The sequence below is a fragment of the Bacillus sp. D48C genome (assembly GCF_053345735.1).
Map to the genome: position 1 here is coordinate 88,728 of NZ_JBKFAQ010000008.1, position 22,638 is coordinate 111,365.

Genomic DNA, 22,638 nt, shown 5'->3' on the forward strand with positions numbered 1-22,638 from the left:
AAAATAAAACATAGACTTTATAATTTTCTATGTAACGGTAACAACCTATTTACAAGTAGGTTGTTATTTTTTTACGAAAGGAATGAAATATTGGTACTGACGAGCTGGGAATTCTATTTCAGTATTATAAGTTTGAAAAAGAAAGAGGACGAGTCATATGCTAAAAGGGAAAAAGATACTTCTATGTGTAACAGGAGGCATTGCGGTTTTTAAAGCAGCTGCGTTAACGAGTAAATTGACACAATCTGGCGCGATTGTAAAAGTAATGATGAGTGAGTCGGCAATGAAGTTTGTTACGCCTCTTACATTCCAAGCACTTTCTCGCCATGATGTATATACGGATACATTTGATGAGAAAGACTCGGCTGTTATTGCTCATATTGATTTAGCAGATTGGGCGGATGTTGTACTTGTCGCACCTGCTACTGCCAATTGTATTGGAAAGTTAGCTGGTGGTATTGCAGATGATATGATTACAACTACTTTGTTAGCTACTGCAGCTCCGGTATGGATTGCGCCTGCTATGAATGTGCATATGTATGAAAATAAAATTGTTCAAAAAAATATGATGACATTGAAAACGCTAGGATATACGTTTATTGAGCCTGGGGAAGGCTTTTTAGCATGTGGATATGTAGCAAAGGGACGACTAGAAGAACCTGAAGCGATTATCGCACGGTTAGAGGAAGCTTTCTCAGAACACAAACCATTGCAGGGAAAAAGAATATTAATAACTGCTGGCCCAACACGTGAAAAGGTTGATCCAGTTCGTTTTATGACGAATTTTTCTTCTGGAAAAATGGGGTATGCGATTGCAGAAGTGGCGGCGAATTTAGGCGCTGATGTTATACTCGTTTCAGGACCGACAGCATTAAATCCACCGTTACATGTAACGACAGTGCAAGTGGAATCTGCACAAGATATGTTAGAAGCAGTTCTTCAACATTATCAAAACGTAGACGTTGTCATTAAAACAGCAGCAGTTGCAGATTATCGTCCGAAATATGTTCATGATAATAAAATGAAAAAGCAAAATGGTGATGCTGTCATTGAACTCGAAAGAACGGTGGATATTTTAAAAACGTTAGGTCAGAAAAAGGATAAACAGTTACTTATCGGTTTTGCTGCTGAAACGACAAATGTAGAGGAATATGCAACGAAAAAACTACGTGAGAAAAATGCAGATATGATTGTCGCGAATGATGTAAAAGCGCAAGGAGCTGGATTTGGCACGGATACGAATATTGTAACGATGTATAGAAAAGATGGAAAAGTTATTGAGTTGCCACTTTTAATGAAAAAAGAGGTAGCTCGTGAAATATTAAAGCAAATTGAAATGATGTTAGAAGATGATCGTTTATGAAATTTGCAAGTGTAATTGTTGATGTACCTGCCCGTCAGACAGATCGACCATTTGATTACATTATACCTAAAAAATGGGAAGATATTGTACAGACAGGAATGCGGGTAGTAGTTCCGTTTGGGCCAAGAAAATTGCAAGGTTTTATTATTGGGATTAAAGATTCGGTGGATGTAGAAAGTAAGAAGTTAAAGACGATCCATGAAATATTAGATGTAACACCGGTTTTAAATGATGAATTATTAAAACTTGGATATTGGCTTACAAGTGAAACGTTATGCTACATGATTTCAGCTTTTCAAGTGATGCTTCCAACTGCGATAAAAGCAACGTATAAAAAACGTCTACAACTTTGTAAACAGGAAGAAATAGCACCTGAAATACTATATTTATTTCAGGATAAAGAAGCAATTGATTTTGAAGTAATCGAGCAACAGCCACATTTATACCGGACTATTCAACAAGAAATTAAAAATGGTACGGTTGAAGTCGTTTATCAAGTGAAAGATAAAGTACAAAAGAAGAAGCAAAGAGTTGTTCAGCCGGAGTTGCCAGAAGATAAATTAGAATTAGCGGCATTTGAACTGAAAAGTAAAAAACAACAAGATGTACTCTATTATTTTGTGGAAAATTATAAAAGTGTACCGTTGAAAGTAATTACAGAAGAGTTACAAATAACAGATGCTCCAATAAAAGCACTTGTTAAAAAGGGATTCATTTCAGAAAAGTATGTGGAAGTATACCGAAATCCGTATGACGATGATGGTTTTGAACAAACGAAACCATTGCCACTTACGGAGGAACAAAAACAAGTTATTACACCGATTTTATCATCAATTACAAATGAAACTTATAATCCATTTTTACTATATGGTGTTACAGGAAGTGGAAAGACAGAAGTATATTTACAATCTATAGCAGCAGTGCTCGAGAAAGGAAAAGAAGCTATCGTTCTTGTTCCTGAAATTGCACTAACACCCCAAATGGTGGATCGTTTTAAAGGTAGGTTTGGCTCGCAAGTTGCAGTTCTTCATAGTGCGTTGTCTGTTGGAGAAAAGTATGACGAGTGGCGTAAGATTTTAAGAAAAGAAGTGAAAGTTGTAGTTGGTGCGCGTTCAGCCGTTTTTGCGCCTTTTGAGAATTTAGGGATTATTATTATTGATGAAGAGCATGAATCAAGTTACAAACAAGAAGATAATCCAAGGTATCATGCAAGAGATGTGGCTGTCTGGAGAGGGCAATACCATAAATGTCCTATCGTTCTTGGTAGTGCGACACCAACACTTGAATCGTTTGCAAGGGCGAAAAAGGGTGTTTATGAACTACTAACAATGGAAAAACGTATGAATGAACAAGCTTTACCAACGGTAGAGATTGTTGACATGCGAGAAGAACTTCGTGACGGGAATCGATCAATGTTTTCTAAGGCGCTGCATGAAAAAATAGCAGATCGATTAGAAAAGAAAGAACAGATGGTACTCTTCTTAAATAGAAGAGGTCATTCTACATTTGTTATGTGCCGTGATTGTGGGTATGTTGTACAATGTCCGCATTGTGATATTTCATTGACATATCATAAAATGAATCATCGTTTAAAATGTCATTATTGTAGTTACGAAGAAAATATGCCAACTGAGTGTCCAGCTTGTCAAAGTACATACATTCGTTTCTTTGGTACAGGTACACAAAAGGTAGAAGAAGAAATTACAAAACTATTTCCAGAGGCGCGAGTCATTCGAATGGATGTAGATACGACAAGTCGAAAAGGAATGCATGAAAAATTATTAAAGGCGTTTGGGGAAGAAAAAGCAGATATATTACTTGGAACACAAATGATTGCTAAAGGATTAGATTTTCCGAAAGTAACGCTTGTTGGGGTTTTAACTGCAGATACGATGCTTCACTTACCTGATTTTCGTGCAAGTGAAAAGACATATCAGTTATTGACGCAAGTAAGTGGACGAGCGGGTAGACATGAATTGCCAGGGGAAGTTGTGATTCAAACGTATACGCCAGAACATTACAGTATAGAGTTAGCGAAGAACCAACAATATGATGTGTTTTTTGACCAAGAAATGCAAATGAGACGAACAAGACAATATCCTCCATATTACTATGTTGTACTCGTAACCGTATCTCATCCTGAATTATTAAAAGCGGTACAAGTGACGGAAAAAATTGCCTCGTATTTACGAACGCATTGCTCGCAGCAAACAATGGTGTTAGGACCAGTTGCTTCAGCAATTCCAAGGATAAAAGATAGATATCGTTATCAATGCATGATAAAATACAAACGGGAACCAAACTTAAAGAACGTGCTCAAAATGGTAAATGAACATTATCAAGCAGAAATGCAAAAAGAGCTACAAATCTCAATTGATTTTAATCCAACAATGTTAATGTAGCGGAGGGAAATATGGCAGTTTTAGAAATAGTAAAGCATCCAAATGAAGTGTTAGAAACACCATGCGAAAGAGTAATTAACTTTGATAAAAAGTTAGTGAAATTGTTGAAAGATATGCATGAAACAATGTTAATTGCGGACGGAGTCGGTTTAGCTGCGCCTCAAGTAGGTGTAAGCTTGCAAGTAGCGGTTGTTGATGTCGATGATGATACTGGGAAAATCGAGTTAATCAATCCATCAATATTAGAAAAACGTGGTGAACAAGTAGGTCCCGAAGGATGTTTAAGCTTCCCGGGACTTTATGGTGAAGTAGAACGTGCGGATTATATTAAAGTAAGAGCACAAAATCGCCGTGGGAAAGTATTTTTATTAGAAGCGGAAGGATTTTTAGCGCGTGCAATTCAACATGAAATCGATCATTTACACGGTGTTTTATTTACATCGAAAGTGACAAGATATTATGAAGAAAACGAACTAGAATAGGTGTTAAAAGGAGCGGTTTTTAAATGATAAAAGTAGTGTTTATGGGAACACCGGACTTTTCAGTGCCGGTGCTTCGTCGTCTTATTGAAGATGGCTATGAGGTAGTAGGTGTTGTGACGCAACCTGATCGTCCAGTAGGTAGAAAAAAAGTATTAACACCTACACCTGTTAAAGTTGAAGCGGAAAAACATGGTATCCCTGTGTTACAGCCGTTAAAAATTCGTGAAAAAGATGAATATGAAAAAGTATTGGCATTAGAGCCAGATTTAATTGTAACAGCTGCATTTGGTCAGATTGTACCAAATGAAATTTTAGAAGCACCGAAGTATGGATGTATTAATGTCCACGCTTCTTTACTTCCTGAACTTCGTGGTGGTGCACCAATTCATTATGCAATTATGGAAGGTAAAGAAAAAACAGGTATTACAATTATGTATATGGTAGAAAAATTGGATGCTGGTGATATCTTAACGCAAGTGGAAGTGGAAATTGAAGAGCGTGAAACGACAGGCTCATTATTTGATAAATTAAGTGAAGCAGGAGCACATCTTCTATCTAAAACAGTACCTTTATTAATTCAAGGTAAGTTAGAACCGATTAAACAAAACGAAGAAGAAGTAACGTTTGCGTACAATATAAAACGTGAGCAAGAGAAAATTGATTGGACAAAAACAGGTGAAGAAGTATACAATCACATTCGCGGATTGAATCCATGGCCAGTTGCTTATACAACTTTAGCAGGACAAGTTGTTAAAGTATGGTGGGGAGAAAAAGTGCCTGTAACTGAACCGGCTGAAGCAGGTACGATTGTTGCGATCGAAGAAGATGGTTTTGTAGTAGCAACTAGTAATGAAACAGGTGTTAAAATTACTGAATTGCAACCTTCTGGTAAAAAGCGTATGAGTTGTTCACAATTTTTACGTGGAACAAAACCTGAAATTGGAACGAAGTTAGGAGAAAATGCATGAGACAAAATGTTCGTGAATTAGCTCTTGATGGTTTAATTCAAGTGGAAAAAAGTGGTGCATATAGCAACTTACTTTTAAATAATTTAATTGAAAAAAGTGCAATTGATAGAAAAGATATTGGTTTATTAACTGAAATTGTATATGGAACGATTCAACGTCGTGACACATTAGATTATTATTTACAGCCTTTTTTAAAAAAGAAGGTTGAGGCGTGGGTAAGAGTATTGCTTCGCTTATCTTTATATCAAATGATTTATTTAGACCGAGTGCCAGAAAGAGCGGCTATTCATGAAGCGGTTGAGATTGCAAAGCGTCGCGGGCATAAAGGAATTGCTGGTATGGTGAACGGTGTATTACGTTCGATTCAGAGAGAAGGTGTACCTTCTGTAGATGAAATCAAGGATCCAGTAGAACGGCTTGCAATTGCGATGAGTCATCCAGTTTGGCTTGTACAAGAGTGGACTTCTGCATATGGCTTAGAAACTGCAGAGAAAATGTGCGAAGTAAATATGTTACCTCCTGTACCTACAGCGCGTGTGAATGTTGATAAGGTAACGGTAGAAGAAGCGATTGAGTTGTTGGCAAGTGAAGGTATAGAAGCAAAACGTGGTGACTTGTCAGATGATGCAATTCAGATTGAAAGAGGAAATGTAGCGCATACAGAAGCGTTTAAAAAAGGATTTCTTTCTATTCAAGATGAAAGTTCTATGCTTGTAGCACGCGCTTTAGAACCAAATGAGGGAGAGACAGTTCTTGATAGTTGTGCGGCTCCTGGTGGTAAAACTACGCATATAGCTGAGCGTTTAAAGGGAACTGGTAAAGTAATGTCTCTTGATTTACATGCACACAAAGTACGTTTAATTAAACAGCAAGCAGAGCGACTTGGGTTAGAAAATGTCGAAACAAAAGCGCTAGATGCTAGAAAAGTGCAAGAGCACTTTTCAAATGAAACGTTTGATAAAATATTGGTAGATGCACCGTGTTCTGGATTTGGTGTAATTAGACGTAAGCCTGATATTAAGTTAGGAAAAGATAAAGGCGATAGTGAAAGATTATCGACGATTCAACTTGCGATACTAGAAAAAATAGCACCGTTATTAAAACAAGGCGGTCGTCTTGTTTATAGTACGTGCACAATTGAGAAAATAGAAAATGAACAAGTAATAGATAAATTTTTAAAAGAACATCCTGAATTTGAATGGGATACTACGATAAAAGAACGTATGCCAGAAAAATTAAGTCCGTATATTAATGAAGGTCAAGTACAAATTTTGCCGCATTATTTTGCAACGGATGGCTTTTATATTGCTTGTTTAAGGAAGAAGGTGTAGCATCATGGAAACGACTGTAAGAAAACAAAAGAAAAATGTAGAAACGAAGAAACCATCAATTTACTCTTTACAAATTCATGAAATGCAAGATTGGTTAAAGGAACAAGGAGAACCGAAGTTCCGCGCTGGACAAATTTTTGACTGGCTATATAAAAAACGTGTAAAAAATTATGAGGATATGTCAAACCTTTCTAAAGGATTGCGTGATAAATTGTCGAATTCCTTTGATATTACTACTTTAAACACGTTAGTAAAACAAACGTCTTCGGATGGAACGATTAAATTCTTATTCCAATTATATGACGGGTATTCTATTGAAACGGTATTAATGCGACATGAATATGGAAATTCCATTTGTGTAACAACGCAAGTTGGTTGTCGTATTGGATGTACGTTCTGTGCTTCGACGCTTGGTGGACTAAAACGAAACCTAGAAGCTGGAGAAATCGTAGCGCAAGTAGTAGAAGTTCAGCGTGCGCTTGATGAAACAGAAGAACGTGTAAGTTCTCTTGTTGTTATGGGAATTGGAGAACCATTTGATAATTACGATAATTTAATGGGATTCTTACGCATCACTAACCATGAAAAAGGACTTCATATTGGTGCTAGACATATGACTGTTTCGACGAGTGGAATTATCCCGAAAATTTATAAGTTTGCTGAAGAAGAACTACAAATTAATTTTGCGATTTCATTGCATGCTCCAAACTCAGAATTACGTTCAAAATTAATGCCGATTAACCGTGCTTATAAATTACCGGATTTAATGGAAGCTATTAAATACTATGTAAATAGAACAGGGCGCCGTATTACTTTTGAATATGGATTATTTGGAGGAGAAAATGACCAAGTTGAGCACGCTGAAGAGCTTGCTGCGCTCTTAAAAGGTGTAAAATGTCATGTAAACTTAATCCCGGTAAACTACGTACCTGAACGTGATTATGTACGTACACCACGTGAGCAAATTTTCTTGTTCGAGAAAACGTTAAAAGATCGTGGAGTGAATGTAACGATTCGCCGTGAACAAGGTCATGATATTGACGCAGCCTGCGGTCAGTTGCGTGCGAAGGAGCGCAAAGAAGAGACGAGGTGACGAGATGAAAGCCGTATTTCTATCGGATAAAGGAAAAGTTCGTCAACATAATGAAGATAGTGCAGGAGTTTTTCACAATTTAGATGGAAATGTTTTAGCGGTAGTAGCAGATGGAATGGGAGGTCATCGAGCTGGTGATGTAGCTAGCTCGATGGCCATTCAATTATTCCATGATTATTGGAAGCAAACGCATAATATGAATGAACCGAAAAAAGTAGAACAATGGTTACATACTAGTGTTGGGATTATTAATGAGCGTATATATGAATACGCTCAGCAAAATGTAGAATGTAATGGTATGGGAACAACGCTTATAATAGCTGTTTGTACAACAAGTTTTGTGACGATAGGGCATATAGGAGATAGTCGTTGCTATATGGTATCAGAAGGAGAAATGACGCTTGTAACGGAAGATCATTCGCTTGTAAATGAGCTTGTGAGACATGGTGAAATTTCAAAGGAAGATGCAGAGTATCATCCGAAAAAGAATGTGTTATTAAGAGCGCTAGGAACAGAAGAAAAAGTTGGATTAGATGTTAAAACGTTGGTGCTTGAGGAAGATGATCAATTACTTCTTTGCTCTGATGGGTTATCAAACAAAGTTTCTATTGATGATATGCAACAAATTTTACAGTTAAATGAACAGCTTGAAGGTAAAGGGCAGCGTCTCATTCAATTGGCGAATGATCGCGGTGGAGAAGATAATATCACACTTGTTCTTATTGATTATGCGGGTTCGACAAACGAAAGTAGGTGAAGTGCAACGTGCTGATTGGAAAACGCTTAAATGACCGTTATAAGCTACTGAAAATGATTGGTGGTGGCGGAATGGCCAATGTATATTTAGCTCATGATGATATACTTGGCCGAGATGTAGCGGTAAAAATATTAAGACTCGACTACTCAAATAACGAAGAGTTTATTAAACGTTTCCATCGAGAAGCGCAGTCTGTTACAACGTTGTCGCATCCAAATATTGTGAATATGTATGATGTCGGAGAAGAAGATGGTATATATTATCTTGTCATGGAATATGTACCCGGGCAAACATTGAAGCAATACATAATTGAGCGAGGTATGTTACCTATAGGAGAAGCTCTTGATATTATGGAGCAGTTAACATCCGCCATGGCACACGCCCATCATTTTGAAATTGTGCATCGTGATATAAAGCCGCACAATATTTTAATTCGAGCTGATGGAATAATAAAAGTAACAGATTTTGGAATTGCGACAGCTACAAGTGCAACAACAATTACACATACAAATTCAGTACTGGGTTCAGTCCATTATTTATCACCAGAACAGGCACGTGGCGGGATAGCAAATAAACAATCGGATATTTATTCTCTTGGAATAGTTATGTTTGAATTGTTAACAGGAAGACAACCGTTTTCTGGCGAATCTGCTGTTGCTATAGCTTTAAAACATTTACAAAGTGAAATCCCATCACCAAAAAGATGGAATGAAAATATTCCGCAAAGTGTTGAAAATATTATATTAAAGGCAACTGCAAAAGATCCTTTCCATCGATATCAATCTGCCAATGCGATGAAGCGAGATATTGAAACTGCGCTATATCCAGAGAGGATAAATGAGCAACCATTTTACATACCAGAAGATATGGAAGCGACGAAAGCGATTCCGATTATTCAACAAGAACAATTATTTGAAAATGTAAGTGATGAAACGATTGTTTTAAAAGGGAGTAAGGTGGAAGAACCGATAAGAGCAGAAGCAGCTGAGTTAGATAAGAAGAAAAAACGGAGTAACAAGTGGCTTAAAGTTTTAATTTCAACATTTTTATTTTTAGCAATAGGAATAACATTAGCGCTTACGGTTATTCCAGGATTATTTATTCCGAAAGATGTGAAAGTGCCTGATGTGGCTGGTATGAAATACACGACAGCTGTAAATACGCTAGTAGAAAAGGGCTTTGAGGTGACGGAGCCTAATATTGTATATACAGATGATGTTGAAGTTGGGGATGTAATAAAAACGGAACCTGTAGCAGGAAGAGTCGTAAAAGAAAACGCTAAAATTACTATCTATCAATCAGGTGGAAAAAAGAAAAGTAAGATGGCGAATTTCACAGGGCAAAACTTTGAGAGTGTAAAAGCTGAGTTAGAAGAAAAATATAAACAAGTTACAGTAAATTATATTGAAAATGATAAGCCGAAAGGTGAAATTGTAGAGCAAATTCCGACGCCTGATCAAATGGTTATAGAAGCGGAGCAAGAACTGAAAATCTGGGTAAGTAAAGGTCCTTATCAAATTAGACCAGGTGACTTTTCGGGGTGGACTGAAAATAGTGTAACTGGTTATTTGAATGAGAGAAAACTAACGTCAGATATAAAACGAGAGTACTCAGATTCAGTCGAAAAAGGACTTGTAATTTCGCAATTTCCAAAACCAGGTACACCATTAAAAGAGGGAGATAAAGTAACTATTATTATCTCTGATGGTCAAAAGCCTAAAGTGACTAAAACGGTAAAAGTGGACAATATCTCTATCCCATATGAGCCTGCTGTAACAGGTGAAAAAAAGCCGCAAACAATAGAAATTTATAAAGAAGACATGCAGCAAAAAATGGATAGACCGGTTGAAACGAGAACAATTACTGAATCAGCGACTATTTCTTTAGAATTTGTAATTCAAGAAGGTTCAAAGGGACACTATAAAATTGTACGAGATGGAGTAACGATTATTGATAAAGAAGTACCATATCCAACTCAATAATAGTGAAAGTCTACTTATTATTATTGCCTGTTATGCTGTCTACAAAGTGGACGGTATAGCAGGCAAAAATATATGATTCAAAAAGCTAGTAAAGTGATGCAGCTGTAAATATTTTTTTGCATTTAATGGAAGATTTAATGTATATTAGCGAAAGTATATATGGTAGGTTTTGAAATCGTTATTTGGAAAATTTAAATCCATTCATTTTTAAATTCAGCATCACCTTATACAAAAAAAGGAGAATTCTATGCCAGAAGGAAAAATTATAAAAGCTTTAAGTGGGTTTTATTACGTGCAGCATGAAGAAGGGGTTACGCAATGTCGTGGGCGAGGTGTATTTAGAAAAAATAAAATTACACCACTTGTAGGAGACCAAGTTGTTTTTCAGGCAGATAATCCAACTGAAGGTTATGTGCTTGAAGTGTTTGATCGAAAAAATGAACTTGTTAGACCTCCTATTGCTAATGTCGATCAAGCGATCCTTGTGTTCTCTGCAGTAGAACCAGATTTTAATCCTGGACTGTTAGATCGATTTTTAGTGCTGATTGAATATCATAACATTAAGCCAATTATTTGTATTAGCAAGATGGATTTAGTAGATGAAAAGATGAAAGCAACTGTTGAAGCTTATGCGAATGATTATCGTGAGATGGGTTATGATGTTTTATTTACTTCTATTAATACGTCAGAAAGTATTGATATATTAAAACCATACTTAGAAAATTGTGTTTCTGTTGTTGCGGGTCAATCTGGTGTTGGGAAATCTTCAATGCTTAATGTGCTACGTCCAGAATTAGAGCTGAAAACAAATGATATTTCCTCCCATTTAGGACGCGGGAAGCATACGACAAGACACGTAGAATTAATTGCAATTGGGAGTGGACTAGTAGCAGATACACCGGGTTTTAGTTCACTAGATTTCATTGATATAGAAGTAGAAGATCTTACATATTGTTTTCCAGAGTTGAAAGAAGCGAGCCAATACTGTAAATTTAGAGGGTGTACACATCTTTCTGAACCGAAATGTGCTGTGAAAGCTGCGGTTGAAGAAGGGAAGATTACAGAATATCGCTATAAGAACTATAAACAATTCGTAGAAGAAATTAGAGAGAGAAAGCCGAGGTATTAGTTATGATTAAAATTGCACCATCGATTTTATCAGCAGATTTTTCAAAATTAGGGGAAGAGATTAAAGATGTAGAAAAGGGCGGAGCGGATTACATTCACGTTGACGTAATGGATGGACATTTCGTACCAAATATTACGATTGGACCATTAATTGTAGAAGCTATCCGTCCAATTACATCATTACCATTAGATGTACATTTAATGATTGAAAATCCTGATAACTATATCCCGACTTTCGCACAAGCGGGAGCGGATATTATTACTGTTCACGCAGAGGCGTGTCCACATCTGCATCGTACAATTCAGTTAATTAAATCTCACGGTATTAAAGCGGGCGTTGTATTAAATCCACATACGCCAGTTTCAGTGATTGAGCATGTATTAGAAGATATAGATATGGTATTACTTATGACAGTAAACCCTGGATTTGGTGGACAGAAGTTTATCCATTCTGTATTACCGAAAATTAAACAAGTTGCAGACATGGTGAAAGAGCGCAATCTAGAAGTAGAAATTGAAGTTGATGGTGGTGTAAATGCTGAAACAGCAAGACTTTGTGTGGAAGCAGGAGCAAATGTACTTGTAGCTGGATCAGCAGTATACAATCAAAAAGACCGCGGTGAAGCAATTCGCGTAATTCGTGGGTAGTGATGAACTTTTATCCTAGTAAGGTATTCATAGGATAGGGTAAAAATATGTAAAAAGGCAATCTACCGAATGGCAGATTGCCTTTTTACAATGGAAGGGGAAGAAAAAATGATTATTCATATTTTGGCAGGAGGACCTTCGGAATATTGCGCAGATTTTGCTCGATATGAGAATGAGGAAGTAGTGTGGGCTGCGGTTGATAGGGGAGTATACCGTCTATTAAAGAAAGGGATTACCCCGGCTGTTGCGTTTGGAGATTACGATTCAGTTACTGAAGAAGAATTAGTATGGATGGGACAGCAAACGAACGAATTACATATTGTTCCGCGGGAAAAAGATCAAACGGATTTAGAAATTGCAATCAACTGGGCATTAGGACAGAAGCCGGCACTAATTCGTATTTTTGGTGCTACCGGTGGAAGACTTGATCACGGTTTGGCAAATATACAAATGCTTTTAAAAGGGTTAGAAGTAGAGATAGAAATGTGTATTGTGGACAATAAAAATGAAATAACAGTTAAAAAAGTGGGTACACATATAATTGAAGAAAATAAAAATTTTCCTTATGTATCTTTTGTACCAGTTACTGAAATAGTGGAAGGGATTACATTGTTTGGTTTTAAGTACCCTCTTACTAATAAAACAATAGAGTGGGGATCAACACTTTGTATTAGTAACGAACTCGTTGAGGAAAAAGGTACTTTTTCATTTACTTCTGGCATATTAATGTTGATAAGAAGCACTGATTGAAGAAACAATTTTGCTCCTTACATCATATAGTGACCAAGTGGAGTAATGGGGATTAGGAGGGAAACCATGAGATTTTATACAATTAAGTTACCTAAATTTCTTGGTGGAATTGTTCGTGCAATGTTAAATACCTTCAAAAAAGATTAAAAAAGCACCTATCACCGGTGCTTTTTCCATTGTTATAGTAAAAAAAGAGCCTATTGGCTCTTTTTTTTATTATTAAACACGTTCGATTTTGCCAGATTTTAATGCTCTAGCAGAAACGTAAACACGTTGAACTTTTCCGTCGATGCGTACGCGAACTTTTTGAAGGTTAGCGCCCCACTTACGTTTTGTAGCGTTCATTGCGTGAGAACGAGAGTTACCAGAACGAGCTTTTCTTCCAGTAATAGCACAAACACGAGCCATTTATATTTCCCTCCCTTGATACCTTACCATACGTAATTTTTCAATGTTAGTCTTTTATGCGATGCTAAAAACACTACTATAATTTAACACAACTAAAAAGAGAATGCAACACCGTAGAAAAAAGAAATCAAGAAAATTTACTTGACACTATATGTCAATGAAGAAAAGTTAAAATCCATAAAAATTGCTTGACATATTATAGTGGTACATGTTGTATAATAACAATGGACTATTTTGCTCATCATAAAAAAGTGTAATTTAAAACATAAAATATGAGAGTGAAAAGAAAGAACGATGGAATTTTCTTTAAAAAGATTATATGATAGTAACTAAAGTAGTCTAGCTCACTTTCACCATTTATGAAGGGGGAAACGAGATGTCAATTGAAATTAAAACGAAGTACGGTCAAATTGATATTAGTACAGATGTAATTGCAACAATTGCTGGAGGTGCCGCGGTAGATTGCTACGGTATCGTAGGTATGGCATCAAAAAATCAGTTAAAAGATGGATTAACAGACATTTTACGAAAAGAAAACTTCACTAGAGGTGTTATTGTTCGTAAAGATGAAGATGAAGTACATATTGATATGTATATTATTGTGAGCTATGGTACGAAAATTTCAGAAGTGGCACATAATGTGCAGACGAAAGTGAAATATACACTAGATCAAACTGTAGGACTAGCAGTAGATTCTGTAAACATCTACGTACAAGGAGTTAAAGTAATAAACTTGTAATGTGCATTAAGGAGGAAAATCTGTGTCAATTCAAAAAATTGATGGAAAACGTTTATCACAAATGATCATGCAAGGAGCGAATAATTTAACAAATAATGTTCAGCTTGTTGATGCATTAAACGTATTTCCAGTTCCAGATGGCGATACCGGTACAAACATGAACTTATCTATGACTTCAGGTGCGCGTGAAGTGAAAGCAAATCCTTCACAGCATGCTGGTAAAGTCGGCGTAAGTTTAGCCAAAGGATTATTAATGGGAGCTCGTGGTAACTCTGGAGTTATTCTATCTCAGTTGTTCCGTGGTTTCTCTAAATCCATTGAACAAAAAGAAGAATTAACAACAGTTGATTTTGCTGCAGCACTAGAAGCTGGAGTAGAGGCGGCTTATAAAGCGGTTATGAAACCGATTGAAGGAACGATTTTAACGGTTGCAAGAGAAACGGGTAAATATGCAGTAACAGTTGCGAAAAAACAGCGCGACTTTGTTTTGTTTATGGAAGACGTTGTGAAAGAAGCAAACGCATCGTTAAATCGTACGCCAGATTTATTACCTGTATTAAAACAAGTTGGCGTTGTAGATAGCGGTGGTAAAGGTCTTGTAGTGGTATACGAAGGATTTTTAGCTGACTTAAAAGGAGAAACGATTTCTTCTGATGCACCGACGCAAACATCTATGAATGAGATGGTACGCGCAGAACATCACCGTAGTGTACAAAGCCAATTGAGTACAGAAGATATTAAGTATGGATATTGTACGGAGTTCATGGTGAAATTAGAGGCTGAAAAGGTGAAAGAGCATAATTTCTCTGAACAAAAATTCCGTGAAGATATTAGTGTATATGGTGATTCTCTACTAGTTGTGTCTGATGATGAAATTGTAAAAGTTCATATCCACGCAGAACATCCTGGAGACGCTATGAACTACGGGCAAAAATACGGTAGTTTAATTAAGATTAAAGTAGAAAATATGCGTGAACAGCATACTGCTTTATTAGATGAACCTGCTATGGTTCCTGAACAACCAGCTCAATCGAAAGAAAAACAACCATATGGTATCGTAACTGTGGCAATGGGGTCTGGTATTAAAACTTTATTTGAGAGCATCGGCGCAACGAAAGTTATCGAAGGTGGTCAAACGATGAATCCAAGTACGGAGGATATCGTGAAGGCAATTGAAGAAGCAAATGCTGAAAAAATCATTATTTTACCGAATAACGGAAATATTGTAATGGCAGCAGAACAAGCGGCATCAGTTGTAGATCAAGAAGTTATTGTTGTTCGTTCGAAAACAGTTCCTCAAGGTATGGCAGCAATGTTAGCATTTAACCCAGTTGGAACGTTAGAAGAGAATGAAGAAAACATGCAAGAAGCTTTATCTCATGTGAAAACAGGTCAAATTACGTATGCTGTACGTGATACGGAAATTGATGGTGTAGCAATTCAAAAAGATGACTTCATGTGTATTGCAGATGGAAAAATTGTATCTACAAATGCTGAAAAAGTAGGAGCTGCGAAGCAATTACTAGAAGCGCTTATTGATGAAGATTCTGAAATCGTAACGATTCTACAAGGTGAAGATGCAACTGACGAAGAAGTAGCGGAGTTAGTTGAATTTGTAGAAGAGAAATTTGAAGATGCAGAAGTAGAAGTGCATGCTGGAAACCAACCAGTGTATTCTTTCATCTTCTCTGTAGAATAAGATAAGATTCGTTTTGAAAATAAATGGATTACTTACTTGCTAATGGATAAGGAGTAGTAATATGAAGTTTATTACTAGTTTTTATTCAAAAGGCTAGCATATTGAAGAGAGAAAAGAGCCTTGCTGCTAATAGTGAGGCTCTTTTTTACTTGTTTTATATAAGGGATTTGAGTAGTTTCTCTTAGAATGCCTATGATAGAATATATAAGGTGAAAGAGAGCGATTACAGATGCTAATTGGTACTCAAATAAAATGCAATAAAGAAAATAATGTGACGGGGTGTGAGAATCTTGAATGATGTTGTACAAGTTCCTGTTACGGATGTAAAGGGGATCGGAGGAGAAACATCTGAGTTACTACATGAGATGGGGATTTATACAGTTTCTCATCTATTAGAACATTTTCCGTACCGTTATGAAGATTATGCGATGAAAGATCTTGCTGAAGTAAAGCATGATGAACGTGTAACGGTTGAAGGGAAGGTTCATAGTGCTCCTTTGCTGCAATATTATGGTAAGAAGAAATCGCGTCTAACAGTTCGTGTTCTCGTCGGTCGTTATTTAATTACGGCGGTATGTTTTAATAGGCCTTACTATAAGCAAAAATTAACGTTAGATGAAACGGTAACGATTACTGGTAAATGGGATCAACATCGTCAAACAATTGCTGTATCAGAACTTCATTTTGGGCCAGTTGTACGTCAACAAGAAGTGGAGCCAGTTTACTCAGTAAAGGGGAAACTTACAGTAAAACAGATGCGTCGTTTTATTGCTCAAGCGTTAAAGGAATATGGAGATTCTATAGTCGAAGTGTTACCGGATGGTTTGTTAGGCCGGTATAAATTATTACCAAGATATGAAGCACTTAAGGCTTTGCATTTTCCGGTAGGACAGGAGGATTTAAAGCAAGCGCGTCGCCGTTTTGTATATGAGGAATTTTTCTTATTTCAGCTGAAAATGCAAACGCTGAGGAAAATGGAGAGGGAAAATTCAAAAGGGACGAAGAAAGAGATTCCGTCAGTAGAATTACAAGAATTTATCGATGCACTGCCGTTTCCGTTAACGGGTGCGCAGCGCCGAGTTGTAGATGAAATTTTAAAAGATATGACATCTCCTTATCGGATGAACCGACTATTACAAGGTGACGTTGGTTCTGGGAAAACAGTTGTTGCTGCGATTGGCCTTTATGCATCGAAATTAGCTCATTATCAAGGTGCTTTAATGGTTCCTACAGAAATTTTAGCTGAGCAACATTATCAGTCGCTTGCTGAAACGTTTTCGCATTTTGGTATGAAGGTGGAACTGCTAACAAGTTCTGTTAAAGGTGCGAGACGACGAGACATTTTAGCGAAGTTAGAACAAGGAGAAATAGATATTCTTGTTGGAACGCACGCTTTAATTCAAGATGAAGTTATATTTCATAGGTTGGGTCTCGTTATTACGGATGAACAGCATCGATTTGGTGTAGCGCAGCGCCGAGTTTTACGGGAGAAAGGTGAAAGTCCAGATGTATTATTTATGACAGCGACACCAATTCCGCGTACGCTTGCAATTACTGCATTTGGAGAGATGGATGTTTCAATAATCGATGAGATGCCAGCAGGGAGAAAGGTGATTGAAACATACTGGGCAAAACATGATATGTTAGATCGCGTCCTCGGTTTTGTTGAGAAGGAGATAAAAAAAGGAAGACAGGCATACGTTATTTGTCCTCTAATTGAAGAATCTGAGAAACTTGATGTGCAAAATGCTATCGACTTACATAGTATGCTGACGCATCATTACCAAGGGAAATGCCAAGTTGGATTGATGCATGGGAGATTATCGTCTCAGGAAAAAGAAGAGATAATGGGACAGTTTAGTGAAAATAAAGTGCAAATTCTTGTATCGACAACAGTTGTTGAGGTTGGTGTGAACGTACCGAATGCGACTGTGATGGTTATTTATGATGCAGAACGTTTCGGTTTATCGCAGCTTCATCAGCTTAGAGGGCGTGTCGGGCGTGGTAGTGAACAATCATATTGTTTATTAATAGCAGACCCTAAATCAGAAACAGGAAAAGAAAGAATGCGCATAATGACTGAAACAAATGATGGATTTGTATTGTCAGAAAAAGATTTAGAATTACGAGGTCCTGGAGATTTCTTTGGGAGTAAGCAAAGTGGCTTACCGGAATTTAAGGTTGCTGACATGGTACACGATTATCGAGCGTTAGAAACAGCAAGGCAAGATGCGGCGATACTAGTAGAGTCAGAAGCATTTTGGCACAATGATCAATACGCTGCCTTGCGTACGTATCTTGATGGGACAGGTGTGTTCCAAGGAGAGAAGCTCGATTAAAGGGAGTCAACAAAAAAATTGTTGCATTCTACTTTCAATGATTATATACTACTGTTAGTACCTAGTCATAAAAATGGATGGTGCGGTATGAAGAAAAGAAGAAGTAAAAAAGAAAGACAAGAATTATTACAACAAACAATCGAATCAAATCCTTTTATTACGGATGAAGATTTAGCGGAAAAATTTCAAGTGAGTATACAAACAGTACGACTGGATCGTATGGAATTGTCTATTCCTGAATTAAGAGAGAGAATTAAACATGTAGCTACAAAGCAACATGAAGAAGATGTGAAATCTTTACCGTTAGAAGAGGTTGTCGGAGAAATTATTGATATTGAATTAGATAGACATGCAATCTCTATCTTTGAAGTAAAGGTAGAACATGTATTTAAAAGAAATCAAATTGCCCGTGGGCATCATCTGTTTGCGCAAGCAAACTCACTAGCTGTTGCGGTTATTGATGAAGAATTAGCTTTAACTGCAAAGTCTACCATTCGATATATTCGCCCTGTAAAATTAGGAGAGCGTGTTGTTGCAAAAGCGCGTGTTGAAGACGTAGAGAATGATAAGGGACGGACGGTTGTCAAAGTGCGTAGCTTCGTTGGAGAAGAACTTGTTTTTACAGGCACTTTTGAAATGTATCGATCTAGTAATTATAGTGAGGAAGGTAACAACTTATGAAAATCGCAATAGATGCAATGGGCGGAGATCACGCTCCAAAGGCTGTAGTATTAGGGGCAATGAAAGCTATTAAGGAATATTCTGATTTACATATTACGTTAGTAGGGAAAGAAGAGGAAATTCGTCAATACTTAACGAGTGATGAACGAATTACTATTCTTCATACAGACGAAAAAATAGAATCGACGGAAGAACCAGTAAGAGCGGTTCGTCGAAAAAAACAAGCTTCAATGGTACTTGCGGCACAGCAAGTAAAGGATGGAGAAGCAGACGCTTGTATATCCGCAGGTAGCACAGGAGCTTTAATGGCAGCTGGATTATTTGTTGTCGGTCGTATGGAAGGAATTGAGCGACCAGCTTTATCGCCTACAATGCCAACTGTAGATGGAAAAGGTTTTGTTATGTTAGATGTTGGAGCAAATGTTGATGCAAAACCGATTCATTTATATCAATATGCAGTAATGGGATCTGTTTATGCTGAGAAGGTAAGAGGAATTGAAAATCCTCGTGTTGGACTATTAAACGTTGGAACAGAGGATGGAAAAGGAAACGAGCTTTCAAAGCAAGTATTTGCAATGCTTAAGGATGCGCCAATTAATTTCGTTGGGAACGTTGAATCGAGAGATTTATTGCAAGGTGTAGCAGATGTTGTTGTATGTGATGGTTTCACAGGGAATGTAGCGTTGAAATCATTAGAAGGAACAGCACTTGCGCTATTCTCTATGTTGAAAGAACAACTAATGAGTTCGTTTACGAGCAAATTAGCAGCGGCGGTATTAAAGCCAAAACTTATGGTATTAAAAGATAAAATGGATTATTCGGAGTATGGGGGAGCTGCATTATTTGGATTGAAAGCACCTGTCATTAAGGCTCACGGTTCTTCTAATGACCAGTCGATATTTAGTGCGATTCGTCAAACGAGAGAAATGGTAGCGAAAGAAGTAATTCCTACAATTTCAAGCGTAATGGAGAAAGAGTCACTCCAATAAGAGGAGGATTTGAAATGGGAAAAATAGCATTTCTTTTTCCAGGCCAAGGTTCACAGGCAGTTGGAATGGGTAAACAATTAGCAGAGAATAATAAAGAGGTTGCAAAAGTGTTTGCAAAAGCAGATGAGGTGTTACAAGATTCACTTTCAGAAGTGATTTTTGAAGGACCGCAGGAAAAGCTTACATTAACAACAAATGCTCAGCCTGCATTATTAACAACGAGTTTTGCTATTTTGACAGCTTTGAAAGAGTATGACATTACACCTAACTTTGTCGCTGGTCATAGTTTAGGTGAATATAGCGCTCTTGTAGCAGCTGGTGCATTAACTTTTGAAGATGCTGTATATGCTGTAAGGAAACGTGGCGAATATATGGAAGAAGCTGTTCCAGACGGGGAAGGTGCGATGGCAGCTATATTAGGTGCTGACCTAGATATGCTGAAACAAGTTACAGAAGAAGTAACAAGTGAAGGATATGCAGTGCAAATCGCTAATATGAATAGTACGAAGCAAATTGTGATTTCTGGAACGAAGCAAGGTGTAGAGGTTGCTTCTCAAAGAGCGAAAGAAAATGGTGCAAAGAGAGCAATTCCACTAAAAGTAAGTGGGCCTTTCCATTCTTCACTTATGAAGCCGGCAGCTGAGAAGTTCCAAAGTGTTTTAAATGAAATTACAATTCATGACACGAATATTCCTGTTATTGCAAATGTTACAGCGGATGTTATTACACGTGGTGCAGACATTCAAGAAAAGTTAATCGAACAGCTTTATTCGCCTGTATTATGGTACCCGTCTATTGAATGTATGGTGCAGCAGGGAGTAGATACATTTATTGAAATTGGACCTGGAAAAGTACTTGCTGGACTTATGAAGTCGATTGATTCATCAGTGAAAGCATATGCGATATATGATGAAGAGACATTAAAAGATACCATTTCAAATTTGAGAGGAGAAAACTGATGTTAAAAGGGAAGGTAGCATTAGTAACTGGCGCTTCACGTGGAATTGGTCGCGCGATTGCGATCGATTTAGCGAAACAAGGGGCAAATGTAGTAGTGAATTATGCAGGTAATGAACAAAAAGCAAATGAAGTAGTAGATGAAATTAAGAAATTAGGTTCTGATGCAATTGCGGTAAGAGCAGATGTTGCAAATGCTGATGATGTTACAAATATGGTGAAACAAACAGTAGATACATTTGGACAAGTTGATATTCTTGTAAATAATGCTGGTGTAACAAAAGATAATTTATTAATGCGTATGAAAGAAGAAGAATGGGATACAGTTATTAATACAAACTTAAAAGGTGTATTCTTATGTACAAAAGCAGTATCTCGCTATATGATGCGTCAACGTCACGGTAGAATTATAAATATCGCTTCGGTTGTTGGTGTTATAGGAAACCCAGGGCAAGCTAATTATGTTGCTGCTAAAGCGGGTGTTATTGGATTAACAAAAACATCTGCAAAAGAGTTAGCAAGTCGAAATATTACAGTGAATGCAATTGCGCCGGGCTTTATTGCGACTGATATGACAGATGTACTAGATGAGAATATTAAAGCAGAAATGTTAAAAGTTATTCCAGCTGCTCAATTTGGTGAAGCGCAAGATATCGCGAATGCTGTAACGTTTTTTGCTTCTGATCAAAGCAAATATGTTACAGGTCAAACGTTAAATGTTGATGGCGGTATGGTAATGTAATAAAAGAATCGATTTCACCTAGTTTTTTTGGTCAATATTTAATATAATATTTGAGGGGAGGTGAATGGAATGGCAGATGTTTTAGAGCGCGTAACAAAAATCATCGTTGATCGTTTAGGAGTAGAAGAGACTGAGGTAGTACCAGCTGCAAGCTTCAAGGAAGATTTAGGAGCAGACTCCCTAGATGTAGTAGAACTTGTAATGCAATTAGAAGATGAATTCGAAATGGAAATTTCTGATGAAGATGCTGAAAAGATTGCTACTGTTGGCGATGCTGTGACTTACATAGAGAGTCATCTATAATGCTTAAGTGAAGTCCCGTTTTTTAGCGGGGCTTTCTGGCTTATATCTGGAGGGACCTATGCCGTACCGAAAATATAGAGAAAAAAAATACGAAACAAAATATCGTGAAGCATTTAAAGTGTTTCAAGAAAAGATAGGTATTACGTTTACAGATGAAAAATTATTGATTCAAGCATTTACGCATTCATCGTATGTGAATGAGCATCGAAAAAAACCGCATGAAGATAACGAGCGTCTTGAATTTCTTGGAGATGCAGTATTGGAACTTACTGTATCGCAGTATCTGTTTCAAAAATATCCGACAATGAGCGAAGGAGAGTTAACAAAACTACGTGCAGCTATTGTATGTGAGCCATCTCTTGTTCGTTTTGCGAACGAATTGTCATTTGGTAGCCTTGTTTTATTAGGAAAAGGTGAAGAAATGACAGGTGGACGTGAACGACCGGCTTTATTAGCGGATGTCTTTGAAGCGTTTATTGGTGCCCTTTATCTTGATCAAGGGTTAGAAACAGTTTGGGAATTCTTAAAAGAAATTGTATATCCGAAAATTAATGAGGGTGCTTTTTCTCATGTGATGGATTATAAGAGTCAGTTACAAGAATTGATTCAGCGTGATGGTAGTGGCAATGTTGAGTATCAAATTTTGCAAGAAAAAGGACCAGCTCACAATCGAGAATTTGTGTCACGTGTTACGTTAAATAACGTAGCTTTAGGTCTTGGTAGTGGTAAGTCGAAAAAAGAAGCAGAGCAACAAGCTGCTGCAGAAGCATTGAAAAAATTAAAAGAACAACTATAAGGAATCCCCCTTTGAATGAGGGGGATTCCTTATGCATAGAATGAAACTTTCTTTTTGTTTGTGAATAAAAGGAAGGGAAAT

At 37.2% G+C, this 22,638-nt stretch carries 22 protein-coding genes; 21 read left to right on the forward strand and 1 reads right to left on the reverse strand.

Annotation, left to right across the window (positions count from 1 at the left end):
• The first annotated feature begins 157 nt into the window (after window positions 1-157).
• From coaBC to spoVM, 12 genes are all read left to right on the forward strand, one after another.
• Window positions 158-1,363 (forward strand): bifunctional phosphopantothenoylcysteine decarboxylase/phosphopantothenate--cysteine ligase CoaBC, encoded by a 1,206-nt coding sequence (gene coaBC, locus ACLBXA_RS19375; RefSeq protein ID WP_000911744.1) that lies wholly within the window; start codon window positions 158-160, stop codon window positions 1,361-1,363.
• Complete coding sequence (gene priA / locus ACLBXA_RS19380) at window positions 1,360-3,765, forward strand: primosomal protein N' (RefSeq protein ID WP_000666722.1); 2,406 nt, start codon at window positions 1,360-1,362, stop codon at window positions 3,763-3,765. Before coaBC ends, priA begins: the two co-directional genes overlap by 4 nt.
• Window positions 3,766-3,776: 11 nt before the next feature.
• On the forward strand, window positions 3,777-4,247 hold the full coding sequence (def, locus tag ACLBXA_RS19385) for a peptide deformylase (protein WP_000279470.1): 471 nt from the start codon (window positions 3,777-3,779) through the stop codon (window positions 4,245-4,247).
• A gap of 23 nt (window positions 4,248-4,270) precedes the next feature.
• The gene (gene fmt / locus ACLBXA_RS19390) at window positions 4,271-5,215 is read left to right on the forward strand and encodes a methionyl-tRNA formyltransferase (RefSeq protein ID WP_000598805.1); all 945 of its coding nucleotides are present in this window, start codon (window positions 4,271-4,273) and stop codon (window positions 5,213-5,215) included.
• Window positions 5,212-6,546, forward strand: a complete 1,335-nt coding sequence (rsmB, locus tag ACLBXA_RS19395) for a 16S rRNA (cytosine(967)-C(5))-methyltransferase RsmB (protein WP_001249661.1) — start codon at window positions 5,212-5,214, stop codon at window positions 6,544-6,546. Before fmt ends, rsmB begins: the two co-directional genes overlap by 4 nt.
• A gap of 4 nt (window positions 6,547-6,550) precedes the next feature.
• On the forward strand, window positions 6,551-7,639 hold the full coding sequence (gene rlmN / locus ACLBXA_RS19400) for a 23S rRNA (adenine(2503)-C(2))-methyltransferase RlmN (RefSeq protein ID WP_000450548.1): 1,089 nt from the start codon (window positions 6,551-6,553) through the stop codon (window positions 7,637-7,639).
• Between the two features lie 4 nt (window positions 7,640-7,643).
• A complete protein-coding gene (locus ACLBXA_RS19405) occupies window positions 7,644-8,396 on the forward strand; it encodes a Stp1/IreP family PP2C-type Ser/Thr phosphatase (RefSeq protein WP_000648709.1) in 753 nt (250 codons plus the stop codon).
• An 8-nt stretch (window positions 8,397-8,404) separates the two neighbouring features.
• Complete coding sequence (pknB, locus tag ACLBXA_RS19410; RefSeq protein ID WP_000904750.1) at window positions 8,405-10,378, forward strand: Stk1 family PASTA domain-containing Ser/Thr kinase; 1,974 nt, start codon at window positions 8,405-8,407, stop codon at window positions 10,376-10,378.
• Window positions 10,379-10,625: 247 nt separating this feature from the next.
• Window positions 10,626-11,507 (forward strand): ribosome small subunit-dependent GTPase A, encoded by an 882-nt coding sequence (gene rsgA, locus ACLBXA_RS19415; RefSeq protein WP_001113932.1) that lies wholly within the window; start codon window positions 10,626-10,628, stop codon window positions 11,505-11,507.
• Window positions 11,508-11,509: 2 nt separating this feature from the next.
• Window positions 11,510-12,154: a ribulose-phosphate 3-epimerase gene (gene rpe, locus ACLBXA_RS19420; protein WP_000589970.1), complete on the forward strand. Its 645-nt coding sequence runs from the start codon at window positions 11,510-11,512 to the stop codon at window positions 12,152-12,154.
• Between the two features lie 69 nt (window positions 12,155-12,223).
• Entirely contained in the window at window positions 12,224-12,904 is a 681-nt protein-coding gene (locus ACLBXA_RS19425) for a thiamine diphosphokinase (RefSeq protein WP_000752665.1), read from the forward strand.
• A gap of 66 nt (window positions 12,905-12,970) precedes the next feature.
• Window positions 12,971-13,051, forward strand: a complete 81-nt coding sequence (gene spoVM, locus ACLBXA_RS19430; RefSeq protein WP_001213599.1) for a stage V sporulation protein SpoVM — start codon at window positions 12,971-12,973, stop codon at window positions 13,049-13,051.
• 72 nt (window positions 13,052-13,123) lie between these two features.
• Here the strand turns inward: spoVM and rpmB are convergent, their stop codons facing one another.
• Window positions 13,124-13,312: a 50S ribosomal protein L28 gene (gene rpmB / locus ACLBXA_RS19435; protein WP_000124776.1), complete on the reverse strand. Its 189-nt coding sequence runs from the start codon at window positions 13,310-13,312 to the stop codon at window positions 13,124-13,126.
• 376 nt (window positions 13,313-13,688) lie between these two features.
• Here rpmB and ACLBXA_RS19440 point away from each other — a divergent pair, with 376 nt between their 5' ends.
• The 9 genes from ACLBXA_RS19440 to rncS all read left to right on the forward strand — a co-directional run bounded on the left by ACLBXA_RS19440 (window position 13,689) and on the right by rncS (window position 22,557).
• Window positions 13,689-14,051, forward strand: coding sequence for an Asp23/Gls24 family envelope stress response protein (locus ACLBXA_RS19440; protein WP_000021109.1), 363 nt, complete (start codon window positions 13,689-13,691; stop codon window positions 14,049-14,051).
• A 22-nt stretch (window positions 14,052-14,073) separates the two neighbouring features.
• Window positions 14,074-15,750: a DAK2 domain-containing protein gene (locus ACLBXA_RS19445; RefSeq protein WP_000027131.1), complete on the forward strand. Its 1,677-nt coding sequence runs from the start codon at window positions 14,074-14,076 to the stop codon at window positions 15,748-15,750.
• A 290-nt stretch (window positions 15,751-16,040) separates the two neighbouring features.
• Entirely contained in the window at window positions 16,041-18,089 is a 2,049-nt protein-coding gene (recG, locus tag ACLBXA_RS19450) for an ATP-dependent DNA helicase RecG (protein ID WP_001000822.1), read from the forward strand.
• A gap of 87 nt (window positions 18,090-18,176) precedes the next feature.
• On the forward strand, window positions 18,177-18,770 hold the full coding sequence (fapR, locus tag ACLBXA_RS19455) for a transcription factor FapR (protein WP_000747349.1): 594 nt from the start codon (window positions 18,177-18,179) through the stop codon (window positions 18,768-18,770).
• A complete protein-coding gene (gene plsX / locus ACLBXA_RS19460) occupies window positions 18,767-19,759 on the forward strand; it encodes a phosphate acyltransferase PlsX (protein ID WP_000684100.1) in 993 nt (330 codons plus the stop codon). The genes fapR and plsX overlap by 4 nt, the downstream gene beginning before the upstream one ends.
• Before the next feature lie 14 nt (window positions 19,760-19,773).
• The gene (gene fabD / locus ACLBXA_RS19465; protein WP_000515908.1) at window positions 19,774-20,718 is read left to right on the forward strand and encodes an ACP S-malonyltransferase; all 945 of its coding nucleotides are present in this window, start codon (window positions 19,774-19,776) and stop codon (window positions 20,716-20,718) included.
• Window positions 20,718-21,458, forward strand: coding sequence for a 3-oxoacyl-[acyl-carrier-protein] reductase (gene fabG, locus ACLBXA_RS19470; protein ID WP_000911774.1), 741 nt, complete (start codon window positions 20,718-20,720; stop codon window positions 21,456-21,458). Before fabD ends, fabG begins: the two co-directional genes overlap by 1 nt.
• Before the next feature lie 69 nt (window positions 21,459-21,527).
• Complete coding sequence (gene acpP, locus ACLBXA_RS19475) at window positions 21,528-21,761, forward strand: acyl carrier protein (protein WP_000786062.1); 234 nt, start codon at window positions 21,528-21,530, stop codon at window positions 21,759-21,761.
• A gap of 58 nt (window positions 21,762-21,819) precedes the next feature.
• The gene (gene rncS / locus ACLBXA_RS19480) at window positions 21,820-22,557 is read left to right on the forward strand and encodes a ribonuclease III (RefSeq protein ID WP_001146875.1); all 738 of its coding nucleotides are present in this window, start codon (window positions 21,820-21,822) and stop codon (window positions 22,555-22,557) included.
• Window positions 22,558-22,638: the final 81 nt, after the last annotated feature.